The sequence below is a fragment of the Bartonella callosciuri genome, from assembly GCF_014203215.1.
GTDB classification, from domain to species: Bacteria; Pseudomonadota; Alphaproteobacteria; order Rhizobiales; family Rhizobiaceae; genus Bartonella; species Bartonella callosciuri.
This window is the reverse complement of record NZ_JACHIM010000007.1, coordinates 1-20498: the sequence shown is the minus strand read 5'-3', so window position 1 is coordinate 20498 and position 20498 is coordinate 1. Positions and strand designations below refer to the sequence as shown.

16 protein-coding genes and 1 tRNA gene are annotated in these 20498 nt (G+C 38.8%); 12 read left to right on the top strand and 5 right to left on the bottom strand.

Translation table 11 applies throughout. The features are described from left to right. Positions 1–3 precede the first annotated feature (3 nt). From HNQ69_RS06315 to HNQ69_RS06300, 4 genes are all read left to right on the top strand, one after another. Entirely contained in the window at positions 4–1320 is a 1317-nt protein-coding gene (locus tag HNQ69_RS06315) for a pyruvate dehydrogenase complex dihydrolipoamide acetyltransferase (RefSeq protein WP_183229212.1), read from the top strand. Positions 1321–1549: 229 nt separating this feature from the next. Next, positions 1550–3010: a dihydrolipoyl dehydrogenase gene (gene lpdA / locus HNQ69_RS06310; RefSeq protein WP_183229211.1), complete on the top strand. Its 1461-nt coding sequence runs from the start codon at positions 1550–1552 to the stop codon at positions 3008–3010. A 72-nt stretch (positions 3011–3082) separates the two neighbouring features. Beyond that, positions 3083–4045: a lipoyl synthase gene (gene lipA / locus HNQ69_RS06305; protein WP_183229210.1), complete on the top strand. Its 963-nt coding sequence runs from the start codon at positions 3083–3085 to the stop codon at positions 4043–4045. A 2-nt stretch (positions 4046–4047) separates the two neighbouring features. After that, positions 4048–4509: a type II toxin-antitoxin system RatA family toxin gene (locus tag HNQ69_RS06300; protein WP_183229209.1), complete on the top strand. Its 462-nt coding sequence runs from the start codon at positions 4048–4050 to the stop codon at positions 4507–4509. A 92-nt stretch (positions 4510–4601) separates the two neighbouring features. On the opposite strand, the gene HNQ69_RS06295 is transcribed toward HNQ69_RS06300, so the two are convergent. From HNQ69_RS06295 to rirA, 3 genes are read right to left on the bottom strand one after another with little or no spacing between them, the layout of a single operon-like run. Beyond that, entirely contained in the window at positions 4602–5090 is a 489-nt protein-coding gene (locus HNQ69_RS06295; RefSeq protein WP_183229208.1) for a CinA family protein, read from the bottom strand. Beyond that, entirely contained in the window at positions 5087–6280 is a 1194-nt protein-coding gene (locus HNQ69_RS06290) for a bifunctional 2-C-methyl-D-erythritol 4-phosphate cytidylyltransferase/2-C-methyl-D-erythritol 2,4-cyclodiphosphate synthase (protein WP_183229239.1), read from the bottom strand. The genes HNQ69_RS06295 and HNQ69_RS06290 overlap by 4 nt, the downstream gene beginning before the upstream one ends. A gap of 2 nt (positions 6281–6282) precedes the next feature. Further along, complete coding sequence (gene rirA / locus HNQ69_RS06285; protein WP_183229207.1) at positions 6283–6723, bottom strand: iron-responsive transcriptional regulator RirA; 441 nt, start codon at positions 6721–6723, stop codon at positions 6283–6285. A gap of 171 nt (positions 6724–6894) precedes the next feature. Here rirA and HNQ69_RS06280 point away from each other — a divergent pair, with 171 nt between their 5' ends. The 5 genes from HNQ69_RS06280 (at position 6895) to clpX (ending at position 14896) form a co-directional block, all read left to right on the top strand. Further along, entirely contained in the window at positions 6895–9159 is a 2265-nt protein-coding gene (locus tag HNQ69_RS06280) for a sensor histidine kinase NtrY-like (RefSeq protein ID WP_183229206.1), read from the top strand. Between the two features lies 1 nt (position 9160). Next, on the top strand, positions 9161–10519 hold the full coding sequence (ntrX, locus tag HNQ69_RS06275) for a nitrogen assimilation response regulator NtrX (protein ID WP_183229205.1): 1359 nt from the start codon (positions 9161–9163) through the stop codon (positions 10517–10519). A 4-nt stretch (positions 10520–10523) separates the two neighbouring features. Beyond that, a complete protein-coding gene (gene trkA, locus HNQ69_RS06270; protein ID WP_183229204.1) occupies positions 10524–11900 on the top strand; it encodes a Trk system potassium transporter TrkA in 1377 nt (458 codons plus the stop codon). 919 nt (positions 11901–12819) lie between these two features. Beyond that, on the top strand, positions 12820–13449 hold the full coding sequence (gene clpP / locus HNQ69_RS06265) for an ATP-dependent Clp endopeptidase proteolytic subunit ClpP (RefSeq protein ID WP_183229238.1): 630 nt from the start codon (positions 12820–12822) through the stop codon (positions 13447–13449). A 172-nt stretch (positions 13450–13621) separates the two neighbouring features. Beyond that, a complete protein-coding gene (clpX, locus tag HNQ69_RS06260; RefSeq protein ID WP_183229203.1) occupies positions 13622–14896 on the top strand; it encodes an ATP-dependent Clp protease ATP-binding subunit ClpX in 1275 nt (424 codons plus the stop codon). Between the two features lie 123 nt (positions 14897–15019). Here clpX and HNQ69_RS08365 read toward each other — a convergent pair whose 3' ends face one another. After that, on the bottom strand, positions 15020–15232 hold the full coding sequence (locus HNQ69_RS08365; protein ID WP_425486685.1) for a hypothetical protein: 213 nt from the start codon (positions 15230–15232) through the stop codon (positions 15020–15022). Between HNQ69_RS08365 and lon the strand changes: the two genes are divergently transcribed. Both lon and HNQ69_RS06250 read left to right on the top strand, forming a co-directional pair. Then, positions 15129–17498 (top strand): endopeptidase La, encoded by a 2370-nt coding sequence (lon, locus tag HNQ69_RS06255; RefSeq protein ID WP_425486684.1) that lies wholly within the window; start codon positions 15129–15131, stop codon positions 17496–17498. The two genes, HNQ69_RS08365 and lon, sit on opposite strands and share 104 nt — an antisense overlap. 230 nt (positions 17499–17728) lie before the next feature. After that, a complete protein-coding gene (locus HNQ69_RS06250; protein WP_074380782.1) occupies positions 17729–18007 on the top strand; it encodes an HU family DNA-binding protein in 279 nt (92 codons plus the stop codon). Positions 18008–18576: 569 nt separating this feature from the next. On the opposite strand, the gene trmFO is transcribed toward HNQ69_RS06250, so the two are convergent. Continuing rightward, positions 18577–19983 (bottom strand): methylenetetrahydrofolate--tRNA-(uracil(54)-C(5))-methyltransferase (FADH(2)-oxidizing) TrmFO, encoded by a 1407-nt coding sequence (trmFO, locus tag HNQ69_RS06245; RefSeq protein WP_183229201.1) that lies wholly within the window; start codon positions 19981–19983, stop codon positions 18577–18579. A 167-nt stretch (positions 19984–20150) separates the two neighbouring features. On the opposite strand from trmFO, the gene HNQ69_RS06240 reads away from it, so the two are divergent. Next, positions 20151–20233: transfer RNA gene (locus HNQ69_RS06240), tRNA-Leu, on the top strand. Positions 20234–20498: the final 265 nt, after the last annotated feature.

Below are 20498 nucleotides of genomic sequence, written 5' to 3'. Positions count from 1 at the left end.
ACTATGCCCATTAAAATTACAATGCCTTCGCTTTCCCCAACGATGGAAGAAGGGAATTTATCAAAATGGAATGTTAAAGTAGGTGATAAAGTTTCTTCTGGTGATGTTATTGCTGAAATTGAGACAGATAAGGCGACAATGGAAGTAGAGGCCGTCGATGAGGGAACGGTCGCTAAGATTGTTGTTCCTGCTGGAACACAAGGTGTTAAAGTGAATAGTTTAATTGTTGTTTTAGCGGAAGAAGGTGAAGATTTAGCAGAGGCTGCAAAGGTTGCAGAAGAACCATCCTCCTCTTTTGCAATTAAAGAATCAGAGAATGCAAAACAGACAGATTCAAAAACAGTACAGATATCTCATGCATTATCAATTCCGCAAGATAAAAAACACACACGTCTTTTTTCTTCTCCCTTGGCGCGGCGGTTAGCAGCTCAGGCGAGAATTGATTTATCACTTGTTTCTGGGAGTGGTCCTCATGGGCGTATTATCAAGCGTGATGTAGAAAAAGCCATGAGTGGTAGTGCTTTAATGGCTTCTGATTCATCACAAATGAAACAGCCGTTAGCAACAGGTACTTCTGATAAACAGATACTACAACTCTTCAAAGAAGATGAATATACATTCAGCCCGCATAATAGTATGCGGAAAACAATCGCCAAACGTTTGGTTGAATCAAAGCGGATGGTGCCACACTTTTATGTAAAGGTGGATTGTGAACTCGATGCGTTATTGGAGCTTCGTATGCAATTGAATGCTGCGGCGCCAATGGTTAAGACCCAAGAAGGGGCGAAGCCTGCTTATAAACTTTCCGTTAATGATATGGTTATTAAAGCCGTAGCACTTTCTTTGAAAGCGGTTCCTGATGCTAATGTTTCCTGGCTTGAAGATGGCATACTTTATCACAAACACTGTGATGTTGGGGTGGCAGTTTCTATTCCTGATGGATTAATTACACCAATTATTCGTCATGCGGAGGGAAAACCTTTATCAACTATTTCTAATGAGATGAAGAATTTTGCAAAGCGTGCACGTGAACGCAAGTTAAAAATAGAAGAATATCAGGGAGGAACAACCGCTGTCTCAAATATGGGGATGTATGGTGTGACAAGTTTTTCTGCTATTCTTAATCCACCGCATGCGACGATTTTTGCTATTGGCGCAGGTGAACAACGTGCCGTTGTTAAAAATGGTGCATTAGTAATTGCGACGATCATGTCTGTTACACTTTCCGCTGATCATCGTGCTGTTGATGGTGCATTAGCAGCAGAGCTTGCACGGACTTTTAAAAGGATAATTGAAAATCCATTAACAATGTTAATCTAAGCCGCTTACAAATGCTTCAATGTAAATTTGTTTGTGCGTGTGATATGTTAATATGGTAAAAGCAGATTTAAAAAATTCAAATGGTGGTGGTGTTACTGCTTCTGATTTGGTAAAGGCGTTCATGTAAAGCTTAGAAGGAAAGACATAAGAAAATTCTATTCTATTGTTTTTTAGTTTTAGGCTTGAAGAGTGCACATTCGTTTTGTGTATATCCATGGAGGAATAGGCTGTGGCGAATCTTTATGATGTAATTGTGATTGGATCGGGCCCTGGCGGATATGTAACCGCAATTCGCGCGGCGCAATGTGGCTTCAAGACTGCGATTGTTGAACGTGAACATCTAGGTGGGATTTGCTTAAACTGGGGTTGTATTCCAACAAAAGCGCTCTTACGTTCAGCAGAAATGAAGCATTTTGCTGAGCATGCCAAAGATTATGGGTTAAAGCTTAATGGTTCAATTGAAGCAAACATCAAAGATGTTGTGGCCCGTTCGCGTGGGGTTTCAGCGCGTTTAAATGCCGGTGTTGGTTTTTTGATGAAAAAAAATAAAATCGATATTATTTGGGGTGAAGCAAAGCTTACTAAGGGAGCTAAAGGCTGCCAGCCTGCGGAAATTATGGTTTCTTCATCATCTAAACCGATTATGCAACCTCAAAATCCCGTACCTAAAGGAACATTAGGAGAAGGAGCTTATCAGGCCAAGCACGTCATTATTGCAACGGGTGCACGTCCTCGTTCTCTTCCTGGGATTGAGCCAGACGGAAAGCTCATTTGGACGTATTTTGAGGCGATGATCCCTCATACTATGCCGAAGTCACTTTTGGTAATGGGGTCTGGAGCCATTGGCATTGAATTTGCCTCCTTTTATAGTGATATGGGAGTAGCGGTGACTGTTGTTGAAATGATGCCTCATATCATGCCCGCTGAAGATATTGAAATTTCAACATTTGTCCGTAAACAGTTGGAGAAAAAAGGTATTCGCATTCTTAGCCAAGCAAAAGTGAAAAAGGTTGAAAAAGCTGCTGATTCTGTTACTGCATCTATTGACGTTAAGGGTAAGATAGAAACAATTACAGCTGATCGACTGATCTCAGCTATTGGGGTTCAGGGCAATATTGAGAATCTAGGACTGGAAGCATTAGGTATAAAAACTGATCGTGGATGCATTGTGACCGATGAATGGAGTTGGACAGGTATAGAGGGGATCTATGCTATCGGTGATGTGGCTGGTCCTCCTATGTTGGCACATAAAGCAGAAAAAGAAGGCGTGATATGTATTGAACATCTTGCAGGCTTAGAAAATACGCATCCGCTTGATAAAAGAAAAATTCCAGGGTGTACGTATTGTACGCCACAAGTTGCTTCTGTAGGGCTTTCAGAAGCGGCAGCGAAAGAAGCAGGTTATGATATACGTATTGGTCGTTATTCCTTTTCAGCGAATGGTAAAGCTATCGCTTTGGGTGAAGATCAGGGGTTAGTGAAAACTATTTTTGATAAAAAAACAGGACAGCTTCTTGGTGCACATATGGTAGGGGCAGAGGTAACAGAATTGATTCAAGGTTTTGTCATCGCTATGAATCTTGAAACAACCGAGGAAGAATTGATGCATACTGTCTTTCCACATCCAACATTATCGGAAATGATGAAAGAAAGTGTATTGGATGCTTATGGTCAAGTTTTAAATGCTTGATGACTGGATTGTATGAAAAATTTTATATTTGGTTTTTCATCAGCACTCCTTATTGATAAGGCAAAGGCTTAAATGGTTACGGTTGTTGATAGAGTTACGAATAGACGTTTGCGTCATCCTGAAAAGGCACATCGTCCGGATACAATTGTTCAAAAAAAACCCGATTGGATTCGTGTAAAAGCACCAACATCACAGACATATAAGGAAACGCATAGTATTGTACGTACGCATAAATTAGTGACCGTATGTGAAGAAGCAGGTTGTCCAAATGTTGGTGAGTGTTGGAGTCAGCGGCACGCCAGTTTTATGATTTTAGGTGAAATCTGTACGCGTGCTTGCGCATTTTGCAACGTTGCAACAGGTATTCCGCTTGCAGTTGATGATAATGAGCCAGAACGTGTGGCAGATGCTGTTGCACAGATGGGATTAAAACATGTCGTAATTACATCGGTTGATCGTGATGATCTTCCAGATGGTGGTGCAGAGCATTTTGCAAAAGTTATTTATGCTATTCGTAGAAAAGCACCAAAGACAACAATTGAAATTCTCACACCTGATTTTCGCCATAAGGATGGAGCTTTAGAAATTGTTGTTGCTGCTAAACCTGATGTTTTTAATCATAATTTGGAGACAGTTCCTTCTAAATATTTAAAAATTCGTCCAGGAGCGCGTTATTTTCATTCGATTCGGCTTTTACAACGTGTTAAAGAACTTGATCCGACAATCTTTACAAAGTCAGGAATTATGGTTGGGCTTGGAGAGGAACGAAATGAAATTCTTCAATTGATGGATGATTTACGCTCTGCGAATGTTGACTTTATGACAATTGGGCAATATTTGCAGCCTACGCGAAAGCATCATCCGGTTGTTCGTTTTGTGTCTCCTGAAGAGTTTGCTTCTTTTGCTAAGATTGGGAAAGTAAAGGGTTTTTTGCATATGGCTTCCAGTCCTCTGACGCGTTCATCTCATCATGCAGGCGATGATTTTGCAATTTTGCAAAAAGCGCGTGATGAAAAATTTGCCTTACAGAGATAGTTATGCCGACTTTTACAATACATCGGCAGATTTCCCATAGTGCCAGTGAAATGTTTGATCTTGTTTCAGATATTGAGCGTTATCCTGAGTTTTTACCCATGTGTGAGGCTTTGACAGTTCATTCTCGCAGAGAATGTGAGGAAAAGATATTGCTTCTTGCTGATATGACAGTTGGTTATAAAATTATTCGAGAAACTTTCACGACCCAAGTACTTCTTCAGCCTAAAAAAAATCTGATAGAGGTTACATATATTGATGGCCCATTCAGATATCTTGAAAATCGTTGGGCCTTTCAGAATATTGAGAATACCAATGCGTGTAATGTAGAATTTTTTATTGATTATGAGTTTAAAAGCAAAATGCTTGGATTAGTGATGGGTTCTATGTTTGATATCGCTTTTCATAAATTTACCGATGCTTTTGAAATGCGTGCGCACCAAATTTATGGATCTCCGGTAACATAATTTATCCATTTTTGTATTTTTGCATGGTATCTATTGTAAGTTATGACTTGTAATTATAGTGTCATAAAATTTGCAAGTCAGAGTAAGGAGTTTCATTGGAGCGATTGCAAGATCATTTTCAAAGCGCTTTCAACCGTTTCATAGCGAATAGCTTTGCGATCAAGATTGCCAAAATGCATTTCTCTATGTAAGGTTCTATGTTTTTTGTAAGCAACTGCGCAATGTACAAGCCCCACAGGTTTATCGAGACATGCCCCTCCCGGTCCAGCAATTCCTGTTACAGAAACTGCAATTCCAGCTTGTGAATATTTTAATCCTCCCTCAGCCATTGCAAGAGCAACTTCTTTTGAAACGGCACCATAGGTTTTTATAAGTTCAGCGCATACACCAACCAGGCGTGTTTTCGCTTCATTTGAATAAACAACAAATCCACAATCAAACACATCTGATGATCCTGCAATATTCGTGAGATTTGCAGCAATGAGCCCTCCTGTACAAGATTCGACAGTTGTTAAAAGCAAACCTTTTTGGCGACAAGCTGTAAGGACTTCACGTGCTTGTTTTTCACAAAAATATGTCATTTTGGAACCTCTCCTGGATAAAGAACGCTTGCTGTTGCAAAAGCTGCAATGCCTTCGCCACGACCAATAAATCCAAGCTTTTCATTTGTTGTTGCTTTTATGGAGATTCGATTGGGTGAAATTGTGAGCATATTCATAAGATTTTCTATCATTATATCACGATAGGGGCCGATTTTAGGTTCTTCAGCGATCAGTGTGATATCAACATTGGCAATACGACCGCCTGCTTGTTGAACAATATCAAGAGCATGACGTAGAAAGATTTCTGAAGATGCATTTTTCCATTGAGGATCAGAAGGAGGAAAATGTGTGCCGATATCTCCTGCTCCTTGCGTAGCAAGAAGAGCATCTGTTAATGCATGCAGAGCGACATCAGCATCGGAGTGTCCATTTAATTTTTTATGAAAAGGAATTTCTATGCCAAATAATATAAGCGAAGTTCCTTCCCCAAAAGAGTGGACATCATAACCATTACCGATGCGGATATCAGGAAACATTTGCATTTTTTTCTGGAGATATAAATGTGCAGTATTAAAATCTTCATGCCATGTAATTTTTATATTATGAGGGTCTCCAGGGATAGTACGCACAGGAATCCCAAACCATTCGGCAATTGCTGAATCATCGGTAAACTCTTTTTTGCAAGCTTGCTTTGCTTTTTCATGGGCAGCTAGGATGCGCTCAAATGGAAAACATTGTGGAGTTTGCGCATTATAAAGATAAGTGCGTGGAATTGTTTCCAAAACATGGTGTGTGTCATTTACGCGTTTGAGAGTATCAGAAACCGCGAGAACAGGAAGAACGCCTTCTTGATGATTAACGGTGGTATGAATTTGCTCGAGGAGCTCGTTTTTGATAAAGGGGCGTGCACCATCATGAATATGCACATATTTTGGCTTAAAATTTTTAAGCGCATGAAGCCCATGTAAAGTGGATATTTGACGCGTATTACCTCCTTCAACAATAATGAGGGACTCTTTAAAATCGGCGATAGCTTGCTTACAGATTTGATGATCTTCTGGATGAATAACAAGAACAATGGTTGTAATGGCCGGATGCTGTAAAAAACAACGGACAGTATGACAAATAACTGGCTCTTGCCCTAGAAGCCGGTATTGTTTTGGAATTTTTTGTGGAGATCCTGCCCTTTCACCGCGTCCAGCGGCTAATATTATCGCTGCAATAGAAATTCTTAATCTCCTTTTTTATCAATTTTATTTTTTTTTTGAAAAGTTGGTTGTTTTAGATCAGCAAGAGATATCACTGATAACACATCAAAAAAAGCATTTAATGCTTTTTGAAGTGCAGTATTTAAGCCACAAAAGTCTATCAATGGACAATGAGATTTTGCAGTATCAAAACATTCTGCCATGGAAAAGTTATCTTCTGTTACTTTCACAACATCGGCTACCGAAATTTCTGCTGCGGGTTTAGCCAATTTGATACCACCATTGCGTCCACGTACTGTTTGTATAAAACCTGCCTCAACAAGTGGTTGAAGGATCTTAAATAGAAAAAACTCAGAAACAGCATATGCTTTAGCAATTTCTGGAATGCGGCTAAGAGATCCCTGATTATTTGCACAATACATGAGCATCCGAAGGGCATAATTTGTCTGTTTGGTTAATCGCATCTCCTCTCCTCTCCTTTATAAACTGCCACCGAACGCATTTTATTAAAAAAATGTGGAAGTTCCTTTCGTCATTTGTCAGATTGGCTACATTTAAAATGTGGTATTGTCAATTTTTGTTATAAAAGGTTATAAGGGAACAAGAGGATAAGGTTAAGGTAATGTAAGCTAATCATGAATACAACATCTGTAATAAATCTCCAAGACACAGAGCGAGATACTTATAATGATGAGTTGTATCGTTTAAATAAGGTGTATACTTTTTTAGGTATCACAATCATCGTGTTGGCTTTGCTAACAGCATCTGTTTCGTTTATCATTCTTATTGGTTTAACACCTTTTATTCCTAGCAGAGCTGTAACCCTTATTCTTATAGGGATTAATAGTATCTGGGTTTTAGGGCTTGTGATCATTGTTGTTTATGAAATGATCCCCATTACTCGGGCATGGCGCTCTAGGCGTGCAGGTTCTCGTCTTCATGTACGCCTCATTTCGTTGTTTGCACTTGTTGCAACAATGCCGGCTGTTGCAGTTGCCCTTGTCTCGGGTCCTGCACTGAATTTAGGACTTGATCGATGGTTTGATACGACAACACGACAAATTGTAGGTTCTTCTATCGATTTAGCGAATGCTTATGCGGATGAAATGCTGCAAAATCTGAAAAACTTATCCTACGCTATGGCATTTGCACTTGATAACAAAAAGCTTTTAGAGCGTAATCCGGCTGAATATAGAATGCAATTGACACGTCACGCTATAGGGCGCAATCTACGTGGTGCCTTTTTGTTAAGCTCGAGCGGAACTGTTTTTATATCGAGTAATCTTGGTGATGAGGATAAATTGCCAATTCCTCCTTCCAATCTTATCGAGCGTGCAACCAGTGCCAAGCCTTTTTCTTTTCAACCGGGGGTTCATGATTATTTTGGCATTATTTTAAAATTTACAAACATCCCAAATACATTTTTGTATTTGGTGCGCGATGTTGATAAAGACGTTTTATCTGCTTTGCGTTTGACAGAAGTCAATACAGATCGTTATCATGATTTAAATGAAAATCGTCTGCTGACGCAAATCGCATTTGGGATGCTTTATCTGTGTCTTTTTTTTAGTTTATTCTTATCAGCGATTTGGGCTGGTATTGCTGTTGCTGATCGTTTGGTACGTCCTATTCGTCTTCTTATTAGTGCTGCTGATGATGTAGCTTCTGGTAATATGGAAATTTTTGTGCCAGTCCGCGCAAAAGATGGTGATATTGGGCAGTTATCGAAAACTTTTAATTACATGGTCAGTGAACTGAAAAGTCGGCGCAATGAATTGATTGCAGTTCGCGATCAAATTGATGAGAGACGGCGTTTTTCTGAAGCTGTTTTATCTGGTGTAACAGCAGGGGTAGCTGGCATTGATGATAATGGCGATATTACAATTATCAATCGGTCTATGGAAACAATGTTTGATATTCGTTCTGAACAAGTTATTGGACATAGTCTTTTATTGTTAAGTGCGGAAATTTGGCAGGTTTTTCAGTTTGCACGTTCGTTCAAGCGTAAGAATCATCGCGAACAGGTCACTTTAAGTGTAGCAGGCCAAGAACGTGTTTATAATGTGCAAATTACGATGGAAGAAGATGACGGACAGGGACAATCTTGGGTTTTAACGATTGATGATATTACAGATCTTGTTGCAGCACAACGTACATCGGCGTGGGCAGATATTGCACGTCGTATTGCACACGAAATTAAAAATCCACTTACACCTATTCAGTTATCGGCTGAACGTATCCGTAAACGTTTCACTAAAGTCATTACACATGATCGAGAGGTCTTTGAAAGATGTCTTGATACAATTATTCGACAGGTTGGGGATATTGGGCGCATGGTTGATGAATTTTCTTCTTTTGCGCGTATGCCCAAACCGCAAATGAGTGTTTTAGATATACGTGAATTGCTGCGTGAAGCATGTTTCTTGATAGAAGTTACACGACATGATATTTATTTTGAGCAAGATTTGGGAAGTATAGCACTTATGGGTGCGTTTGATAATCGCCTCATCGTGCAAGCTTTTTGCAATGTTATCAAAAACGCTAGCGAATCTATAGACTCGGTTATGCGAGAGGAAAATATCCACGGTCATATTCTGGTACGTTCTTATCGTAAGGAAAGATGTGTGGTGGTGGATGTTATTGATAATGGTAAAGGACTTCCTAAAGAGCAAAGGCAAAAACTATTAGAACCTTATATAACAACCCGGGAAAAAGGAACAGGACTGGGGTTAGCTATTGTGCGCAAAGTTATTAAAGATCATGGTGGTTTGATGGAGTTGCATGATGCACCGAAAAGTTTTTATGAAGGTCGTGGTGCAATGATTCGTTTGATATTTCCAGCGGATGGGGTTAAGCAGGGGGGGGATACACAAGCCACACGTCGGAAGATAGGTGAATAGAATGGTATCAGATATCTTAATTGTTGATGATGAAATAGATATTCGTGAGCTTGTTGCTGGTATTTTGAATGATGAAGGTTATGAAACACGTGTTGCCTGTAATTCTGACGAAGCTTTGGCCCAAATTAGTGAGCGTATTCCAAAGCTTATTTTTTTAGATATTTGGTTACAAGGAAGTCGTCTTGATGGTTTGGCGCTACTTGATGAAATTAAAACACGATATCCTGCTCTTCCAGTGGTTATGATTTCTGGTCATGGGAATATTGAGACGGCTGTTTCTGCTATAAAGCGAGGGGCATATGATTTTATTGAAAAGCCTTTTAAAGCTGATCGGCTTGTCTTGGTTGCGGAACGGACTCTTGAAAATTCAATTTTAAAACGTGAGCTTTTAGAGTTACGAAAGCGTTCAAGTGAAACATTGGAACTTCTTGGAACATCGGCTGTTATAAAAAATTTGCGCCAAATCATAGAAAAAGTAGCACCAACAAATAGTCGCATCCTGATTACAGGTCCATCAGGTGCGGGAAAGGAGATGGTTGCACGTGCTATTCACGCGCTTTCAACGCGTTCAAATGGCCCTTTTGTTACAATAAATGCCGCAACGATTACGCCGGAAAGAATGGAAATAGAATTGTTTGGCAGTGAAATGGAGGGGGGAGAGCGCAAAATTGGTGCATTAGAGGAAGCGCATGGTGGAATATTATATATTGATGAAGTTGCTGATATGCCCTGTGAGACTCAAGGTAAGATTCTTCGGGTATTAACGGGACAGACCTTTGAGAGGGTTGGCGGCACAAAACGTGTCAAGGTAGATGTTCGTATTATTTCCTCAACGGCGCAAAATCTTGAAAATCTCATTTCTGACGGGTGTTTTAGGGAGGATCTTTATCATCGTCTTGCGGTTGTTCCTATTACTGTTCCACCACTTTCAGCGCATCGTGAAGATATTCCGGAACTTGTACGTCATTTTGTTAAAATAATATCGCAACAGGTGGGTATTAAGCCACGTGAAATTGGTGATGATGTGATAGCTATTTTGCAAGCGCATACTTGGCCAGGCAATGTACGGCAGCTACGGAATAATATTGAGCGCCTTCTCATTCTTGTGCGTGATGGTGATGGCCCAATAACAGCAGAGTTGCTTCCTAGTGAAGTGAGCGATTCTTTGCCGCGTCTTCAAATGAATGCAGATGAGAGTATAATGGATTTACCATTGCGTGAAGCGCGAGAATTGTTTGAAAAGAGGTATTTAGAGGCGCAAATTGGGCGTTTGGGTGGAAATATATCGCGTACGGCTGAATTTATAGGTATGGAACGTTCCGCTTTGCACCGTAAGCTTAAAGCACTTGGAGTTTCTTGATATTATGCGTGTTATTATTTGCGGGGCGGGACAAGTCGGTTATGGGATAGCAGAGCGTCTTGCTGCTGAGAATCATGATGTTACTGTTGTTGATATTGAAGCGAGATTGATTGAAAAAATTCGTGATACGTTAGATGTCAGAGGTTTTGTTGGTCACGGTTCTCGGCCTGAAGTCCTTTTGGCTGCTGATGCAGATAAAGCCGATATGCTGATTGCGGTGACTTTATTTGATGAAGTCAATATGGTTGCGTGTCAAGTGGCGCATTCATTGTTCAATGTTCCAACAAAAATAGCACGTATTCGCTCACAATCCTATTTAGAACCACGCTATAAAACGCTTTTTGCTCGAGAGAGTATCCCCATTGATGTTGTTATTTCTCCAGAAGTTGAAGTTGGAGAAATGGTTCTACGTCGTATTGCTTTACCCGGTGCAATAGATGTTCTTTATTTTTGCAATGATGATATTGTTGCATTAGCCTTAGAATGTATGGAAGATTGCCCAGTTATTAATACACCTTTGCGTCAGTTAACAGAGCTTTTTCCAGATCTTCGAACGACAGTTATAGCTCTTAAACGAGGATCAGAATTATTAATAGCACACTCAAAGACGCAATTACGTGTTGGTGATGTGACTTACCTTGTTGTCGCTCGTGATCAAATGCGCCGTGCAGTTGGGCTTTTTGGTCATAAAGAACAAGACGCTCATCGCATGATTATTGCAGGAGGTGGTCATATTGGTCTTTATGTTGCTCAGGCTATTGAAAAGCGCCTCCATAAATTAAGGTTAAAGATTATAGAATCACACAGAGAGAGAGCACTTACAATTGCTGATCAACTCGAAAAAACGACAGTTTTATATGGTAACGTACTAGATCCAGTGATACTTCAGGATGCTGGAATTGACCAGGCTGATTTAATGATTACATTAACCAATCAGGATCAGGTTAATCTATTAAGTGCTATTATTGCTAAAAGATTGGGATGTAAAGCCAATATGGTTTTGATCAATAATGTTGCGTACCAAGAGTTTAGCCGCGCAGTTGGTGTGGATGCATACCTTAATCCACATAGTGTTACTATATCAAAAGTTTTGCAACAAATGCGTCGTGGGCGGATTCGTGCTGTTCATTCGGTTTTTAATGGTCAGGCAGAAATTATTGAGGCTGAAGTGATGCAAACATCCTCATTGGTTGGTAAACCGTTGTCAGAGTTAGGTTTATCAGAGGGTTTGAGGATTGGTGCAATTTATCGCAATAAAACAATAATACAGCTTTCAGCAGATACACGAATTTTGCCTGGTGATAGGATAGTGATTTTTGCTCTCGCTGAGTGTGTTCGTGATGTCGAGCAATTATTTCGTGTAAGTTTAGAATATTTTTGATCCAATGCCTATGGATCTTTTCACTTTTTAGTATAGTCGGCGGTTAAGACTAATTGATAGCTTTTGTTTATCCTCAATGGTTAAAATGGGCGATGCGTTAAGCTTTTCAGTTCTGATAAAAAGCTAGACAATCTAATGTTTGGTGTTGAATTGTGTGAATTATACTAAATTAGGCAATCTATCGCTTTGACTTCAATTTTTCTGATAGTGAACAGGGTATACAGTTGTTTAATTTTCGGATTTTTTTCGTATTATGTTGATGAAATATATCAGAAAAGCGTTTGATTAGATACAGATGTTTAACTGATTAAATAACTTCATCCAGATGTGGATAAGGTTTGCTTTGCAAGAGAAAATACTGTAAAAGCAGAAAATTTTACGCTTTATTTACTATTTGTGATCCTATCGTAGAAAACTTTGAGAATTATTGGGTAGGCACAGAAGTCGTTGTTGATTGGTTTGGTTTTAAACGTTGTGTATGGAAGTCGTTTTGATTAAAAATAAAAAGGCCTATTTTATTGGAGAGTCTTGGAATTAAAGTGTTTTGCGATTAGTCGAACAATATGTTTTTACATGAAGCAAAGGAAAAAATTTATTATTGGGCTGGGTGAAAACCTAAATGTGTCTGTGTACAGTTTTTAGTGTTGAGCGGTTTTCAAAGCCATATTTATAAGATTTTATATTCATAAAAAGGCCACTCAAAAATCTCAGAAAGGAAGCTTTTACTATTGGGCAGTTTCTTTCATGCGTGATGCCTATGATTGGTTCAGGGAGAGTTGTTATCGCTATTTTTTAACCACTGGGATTTTATCTTGCTTGAAAGGCATTGATTGTGGTTCACATGAGAGAGTAGTATTCCCTTATGGAAGCAGACATTGAATGTATAAAGAGCGATTGTATATAAATGGAAAGTAAAAATATGAGTAATCCAATGAAAACAGCATTAAGTCTTGTTCCTATGGTTATTGAACAGACTAATCGCGGTGAGCGGGCCTATGATATTTTTTCTCGTCTTTTAAAAGAGCGGATTATTTTTATTAATGGTCCCGTTGAGGATAGTATGGCGATGCTTGTTTGTGCGCAATTGCTTTTTTTGGAAGCTGAAAATCCTAAGAAAGAAATTAGCCTTTATATTAATTCGCCGGGTGGTGTTGTAACATCTGGTATGGCAATTTATGATACTATGCAGTTTATCCGCCCTCCTGTTTCTACACTTTGTATGGGGCAGGCAGCGTCTATGGGATCTTTGCTTTTAACGGCTGGAGCAAAAGGTCATCGTTTTACATTGCCTAATGCACGGATTATGGTACATCAGCCATCGGGTGGATTTCAAGGTCAGGCTTCAGATATTGAACGGCATGCGCAAGATATTATAAAGATGAAACGGCGTTTAAATGAAATTTATGTTCAACATACAGGTCAGGATTATGAGGTGATTGAGAAAACTCTTGATCGTGATCATTTTATGACAGCAGAAGAAGCTAAGCAATTTGGCTTAGTTGATGATGTTATACAATGTCGTATAGAAACTGAAGAAGAAAAAGATTAAGAGTTTTTTATAGAAAAAACAGCTAATTTAAATAAAGAGTTTTGTAAAAATAAGAAAGAACACTGAAAGATATTAAGACATGCATGATTTTTGTATGTCTTTTAGTTTTTATTATGAAAAACTTCCTTTGTAACGATGGAGTTTTCATATACCCTGGTGAAAGGAAAAAGAAATGAGCAAAATTAGCAATAGCGGGAGCGAATCAAAGAATACTCTCTATTGCTCGTTCTGCGGCAAAAGTCAGCATGAGGTGCGTAAGCTCATTGCAGGGCCTACTGTATTCATTTGTGATGAATGTGTAGAGCTTTGCATGGATATTATTCGTGAAGAAAATAAATCTTCTGGAGTTAAAGCGCGTGATGGTGTTCCTACTCCACAGGAAATTATAACAGTTCTAGATGACTACGTCATTGGTCAGCGACATGCAAAGCGCGTTCTTTCTGTTGCTGTTCATAATCATTATAAACGGCTTGCGCATCAGTCTAAAAGCAATGATATTGAGTTGGCAAAATCGAACATTCTTCTTGTTGGCCCAACGGGATGTGGTAAAACTTATCTAGCACAAACATTGGCACGTATTATTGATGTACCTTTTACGATGGCAGATGCGACCACTTTGACTGAAGCAGGCTATGTAGGTGAGGATGTTGAAAACATTATCCTAAAGCTACTTCAAGCTGCTGACTATAATGTTGAACGTGCACAGCGTGGCATTGTTTATATTGATGAGGTTGATAAGATTTCTCGTAAAGCTGACAATCCTTCTATTACAAGAGATGTTTCAGGGGAAGGTGTTCAGCAAGCATTATTAAAAATTATGGAAGGAACGATTGCTTCTGTTCCTCCTCAAGGTGGACGTAAGCATCCACAACAAGAGTTTCTTCAGGTTGATACAACAAATATTTTATTTATTTGTGGGGGCGCATTTGCTGGTTTAGAACGAATAATTTCAGGACGTGGTGAACGAACGTCTATTGGTTTTTCTGCTACCGTTAAAGCACCTGATGAGCGTTGTGTGGGTGAAATTTTTCGTGATTTAGAGCCTGAGGATCTTATAAAGTTCGGTTTGATACCAGAGTTTATTGGCCGTCTTCCTATTGTAGCAACTTTAGAGGATTTAGATGTTAATGCTCTTGTTCAAATTTTATCACAACCCAAAAACGCGTTAGTTAAGCAATATCAGCGTCTTTTTGAGATGGAGAATGTTGAGTTAGCATTTCATGAAGATGCGTTACGCGTTATCGCTAAAAAGGCGATTGAGCGTAAAACTGGAGCGCGTGGTTTACGTTCTATTATGGAGAAGATACTTCTTGAGACGATGTTTGAGTTGCCAGCTCTTGAAGGCGTTCAAAAAGTGGTTATTTCGAGTGACGTAGTTGATGGGAAAGCGCATCCTCTTTATATTTACTCAGAGCGTGCAGAAGATCAAGAAAATGTATCGGCATGATATTGTGCTATATGAGAAGCGGTAATAAAATTATTTAGAATGGATGTTTCTGGATATTATAGTCATAGAGCTTGATTTATATGTTTGTAGTTACCACTTCATGTGTTGTAGGAAGCTGAGTTTCTAAGGTTGGGCTTGTGTGGTAAACCGATCATAGGTCCCAGAAAGGAGAGTTATGCAATATATTGATGAAAGGACAGATGAAGTCAGAGAGGAGGGGGGATACGCTGTTTTGCCTCTTCGTGATATTGTTGTCTTCCCACATATGATTGTTCCACTTTTTGTTGGCCGAGAAAAATCAATTCGTGCTCTTGAAGAAACAATGGCGATTGACAAACAGATACTGTTGGTTACGCAAAAAAATGCCTCTGATGATGATCCAAAATCAGAAGATATTTATGATATCGGTACATTTGCTAATATTCTTCAACTTTTAAAGCTTCCTGATGGAACGGTAAAGGTTTTGGTTGAAGGGACTGCGCGTGCAAAAATTAGCCAATTTACAGCGCATGAAAATTATCATCAGGCTTATGCAACTGTTATAGAAGAGCCTAGAGAAAATGATATTGAGATTGAAGCTCTTTCAAGATCGGTGATTGCTTATTTTGAAAATTATGTAAAACTTAATAAAAAGATTTCTCCTGAAGTTGTCAATGCTATTGGTCAGATCGATAATCCTTCTAAGCTTGCTGACACTATTGCCTCTCATTTGATGATTAAACTTTCGGAAAAGCAAAAAATATTAGAGCTGTTACCTGTACGTGATCGCCTTGAAAGTGTTCTTTCTTTCATGGAAGGAGAAATTTCTGTTTTGCAGGTTGAAAAGCGTATTCGTGCGCATGTTAAACGGCAAATGGAAAAAAACCAACGGGAATATTATCTTAATGAGCAGATGAAAGCTATTCAGAAAGAGCTAGGAGCGGGTGATGATAGCCGCGATGAAGTCTCTGAATTAGAAGAACGTATCAAGAAAACAAAGCTTTCAAAGGAAGCACACGAAAAGGCTGAGACAGAATTGAGAAAGTTACGGAATATGTCCCCTATGTCTGCGGAGGCGACAGTTGTACGTAACTATCTTGATTGGTTATTAGCAATGCCTTGGGGTAAAAAGTCAAAAATTAAAAATAATTTAGACTTTGCTGAAAAGGTCATGAATAATGAGCATTTTGGTCTTGAAAAAGTCAAAGAACGAATTGTTGAATATTTAGCAGTGCAAAGTCGAGCATCAAAGATAAAAGGTCCTATTATTTGTTTGCTAGGCCCTCCTGGTGTAGGGAAAACATCATTAGCCCGCTCTATTGCAAAGGCGACCGGGCGTGAATATGTTCGTATTTCATTAGGGGGCGTGCGTGATGAAGCAGAAATTCGCGGACATCGGCGGACATATATTGGCTCTATGCCTGGAAAAATTATTCAGTCTATGAAAAAAGCTAAAAAATCTAACCCGCTTTTCTTACTTGATGAAATTGATAAAATGGGGCAGGATTTTCGTGGAGATCCTTCATCAGCGTTATTAGAAGTTCTTGATCCTGAACAAAACGGTACATTTATTGATCATTATTTGGAAGTTGAATATGATCTTTCTGATGTAATGTTTATAACGACTGCAAATACGCTTAATATTCCAGGGCCGTTAATGGATCGAATGGAAATTATTCATATTGCTGGCTATACTGAATATGAAAAAATGGAAATTGTTAGGCAGCATCTTTTACCAAAGGCGTTGAAAGATCACTGTTTGTCTAAAAAAGAATTCAGCGTTTCTGATGGTGCTATAAAATCGATTATTCAATTTTATACACGTGAAGCGGGGGTTCGTAACCTTGAGCGTGAATTAATGAAGATAGCACGTAAATCGGTTACTAAAATTCTTAAAAAGCATCAAAAATCTGTAAAGATTACAGAAGATAATATTAATGATTTCTTGGGTGTTAAACGTTACCACTATAATCAGATTGAAGGAGAAAATCGAATTGGTGTTGTTACTGGGCTTGCCTGGACAGAGGTTGGTGGAGAGTTGTTGACCATTGAAGGTGTTATGATGTCAGGTAAAGGCAAAATGACGGTAACTGGAAATTTGCGCGATATCATGAAAGAATCAATTTCAGCAGCAGCATCTTATGTACGTTTTCGTGCTGTTGATTTTGGTATTGAACCTCCGCTTTTTGATAAACGCGATATCCATGTTCATGTTCCAGAAGGTGCTACACCAAAAGATGGACCGTCAGCTGGGATTGCAATGGTGACGGCAATTGTTTCAGTATTAACAGGGATAGCAGTCCATAAAGATGTAGCAATGACTGGTGAAATTACTTTACGTGGGCGTGTTTTACAAATTGGGGGATTAAAAGAAAAACTACTCGCAGCTCTTCGGGGTGGTATCAAAAAAGTCCTTATTCCTGAAGAAAATGCAAAAGATTTGATTGATATTCCCGATGATGTCAAAAGTAATATAGAAATTATTCCAGTAAATCATGTGAGTGAAGTTCTTAAGCATGCTTTAGTTCGTTTCCCTGATCCTATTGAATGGACAGAGCCTTCTACAGTACTCCTCCCTATTAGGACAGAGAGCGATAGTGAAGGGGTACAAATTGCACACTGATTCATTATCTTATTTGCAACTACATTTTCAAAGCTGTAGAGGGCCTTTTCGTGGTTGTTTTTCTGTTTATTTTGAAAAAAAGTAAAAAATTCCGTGAATAACTATGATTATTGCTAAAAAAACAATGTTTTGAATAAAAATAGGGCTTCTGTTTGCTGTACTTTTCAATAAACTGACCGGTAACACGGTTAAGTTGTGTTATCCGGTAATATAGGGAAAGGAAATGTTTCATGAATAAAAGTGAATTGGTTAGCTCCGTTGCTGAAAAAGCAGGTGTTTCAAAAGCGCAAGCAGGCTCTGTTGTTGATGCTTTTATTGCTTCTGTAACAGAGGCTTTAGCTTCAGGGGGAGATGTTCGTCTTCCAGGTTTTGGTTCTTTTGAAGTTTCTCATCGTGCTGCCACAAAGGGGCGTAATCCTTCAACAGGTGCTGAAATTAATATTCCAGCGCGTTCTGTGCCTAAGTTTTCTGCAGGAAAAAGTCTAAAAGAAGCTGTTAATAAAAAATAATTTTAACCACACTAAAAAACCCGATTTTATTTATAAGCGGGTTTTTTTTTGAGGTATTTTGGGTGTCTTTTTCAGTGGAAAGTTACAACGTGCGTTTATTTTGAGTGCTATGGTACTTTTTGAAGATATTTGTAGAATTCGCATAAGGCACTGTGTCCGTAAGGTGTCATTATTTCAGCATTTCAATAAAATATTCAGCAGTAGGGGAAAATTGTAAAAAGTGACTTTAATTTTGTTATGCTTTTGTGGGACAATGCTTTCGCATCGCGAAAAATTATGAAAGTTAATTAAAAAAACATTGCTGTAGAAAATCTGCTGTGTTCAATTTCCTTTATTGCTGTGATTTATGTCATATCTTACTCACTTTTTAAATGATTGAAATGCGCTTAGGGCTTTTTTACTATTGTGAAGGTTTTCATTTATAGTAAACGAAATCATTTAAAATTTCTAAACTGTTTAAATAAATAGAACGTAACATAGTGTTTATCTGTTGCGGGAGTCATTACTATAAAAAGCTTTTAGGATAATTTTTATACGAGATTGGTTGAGATATTTGAGGTCGGTTGGAGTTAAAGAGTGTCTTTGCCTCTATGTTCTAACCATTGAATGCAATCATAAAGAGCTCTAGAAGTTATAGCTTGTTTTTTTTCTAACTTTTTCTCTTTGTTTTGTAAGCGTTTTCCTGAGTTTTTAACAGAAGCAACAGGAGGAAAAAGCCCAAAATTGATATTCATTGGTTGAAAAGATTGTTTTTTTGTTTCTTGCGCTACGATGTGTCCACCTGTAATATGATTCAAAAGAGCTCCAAATGCTGTGGTTAGTGGTGGGAGACTAAGATGGTTATGATTATATTCAGCAATGGCAAAACGCCCAGCAAGAAGCCCTATTGCGGATGATTCTACATAACCTTCACATCCGGTGATCTGTCCAGCAAAGCGCAGTTGGGGCCTGTGTTTTAAACGAAGAGTTTGATCTAGAATGACTGGTGAGTTGAGATAAGTATTGCGGTGAAGTCCCCCAAGGCGGGCGAACTCTGCTTTTTCAAGACCGGGGATCATTCTAAAAATACGCACTTGTTCACTATATTTCAGTTTTGTTTGAAAGCCGACCATATTGTAAAGGGTTCCAAGCTTATTATCTTGGCGTAGTTGGACGACGGCGTAGGGTTTAGCTGTAGGATTATGGGCATTGGTTAATCCCATAGGTTTCATAGGGCCATGTCTGAGGGTTTCAAGTCCGCGTTCAGCCATAATTTCAATTGGGAGGCATCCATCAAAATAGAGCGTTTTTTCAAAATCACGAAATTCTATTTTTTCAGCATTTTTTAACGCTTGAACAAATGCTTCATATTGTTCTTTATTAAGGGGGCAATTAAGATAATCTTTTCCTGTCCCCTCAGGTCCGATTTTATCATAGCGAGACTGATACCAACAAATGTCCAAATTGATACTATCGGTATGGATAATAGGCGCAATAGCATCAAAAAAAGAAAGAGCTTCTGTCCCGGTTATTGCTTGTATTGCTTGAGCAAGTGCTGGTGAGGTAAGGGGACCTGTCGCAATGATAATATGATTCCAATCCTCAGGAAATTCTCGAATCTCTTCACGCTCTATCTTTATAAGAGGATGGTTTTCAAGTACTGTCGTAATGGTTTTTGAAAATTCATCGCGGTCAACGGCAAGAGCGCTCCCTGCTGGTACTTTGTTGGCATCTGCAGCCTTCATAATTAGGGATTTTGCTAGTCGCATTTCAGCATGTAAAAGCCCTACGGCATTTGTTGAAGAATCATCAGAACGAAATGAATTTGAACAGACGAGTTCTGCAAGTTTATCGGTTTTATGGGCATCAGATTTTTTTTGAGGCCGCATTTCATGTAAAATAACGGGGATTCCTGATTGAGCGATTTGCCAGCTTGCTTCACTACCTGCTAGACCGCCGCCGATGATATGGATTGGAGTATCGAATGTATTTAACATAACCTGCTTTTAGCGGAAGCTTTCTGGTATGAAAAGGGTAGATTTTATTTTTGCAATTTATCAAGAAGGACGTGTATTTAGATTTTTAAATATATTGGTTTGCTTTTTTTCTTTAATTAATGGTATAGAGACGCTGCTTATGTAAGGTTACTGGCTTGTAAGTTTAAGCGGATGTGGCGAAATTGGTAGACGCACCAGATTTAGGTTCTGGCGGGAGACCGTGGGGGTTCGAGTCCCTCCATCCGCACCACTTATGGTTTTTCTACAATATCACTTGATGCCGTTGTTTATCTTATTTTACTTATAAATCATTGTTTTTATTTAATTAATTGTCTTTTATGTACGACCTTGATATCAGATGAATCTGTCAAAAGCGCAATTCAAAAGGTGGTTCAAAAGGTGGTTCAAAAAGTGATTAGGAAAACAAGAACGCGTGATAGGTTATCCGTCTTATCTATAAAAAATTTGCCCAAAGGCAAATATGCTGATGGAGCTGGTTTATGGCTTATCAAAAC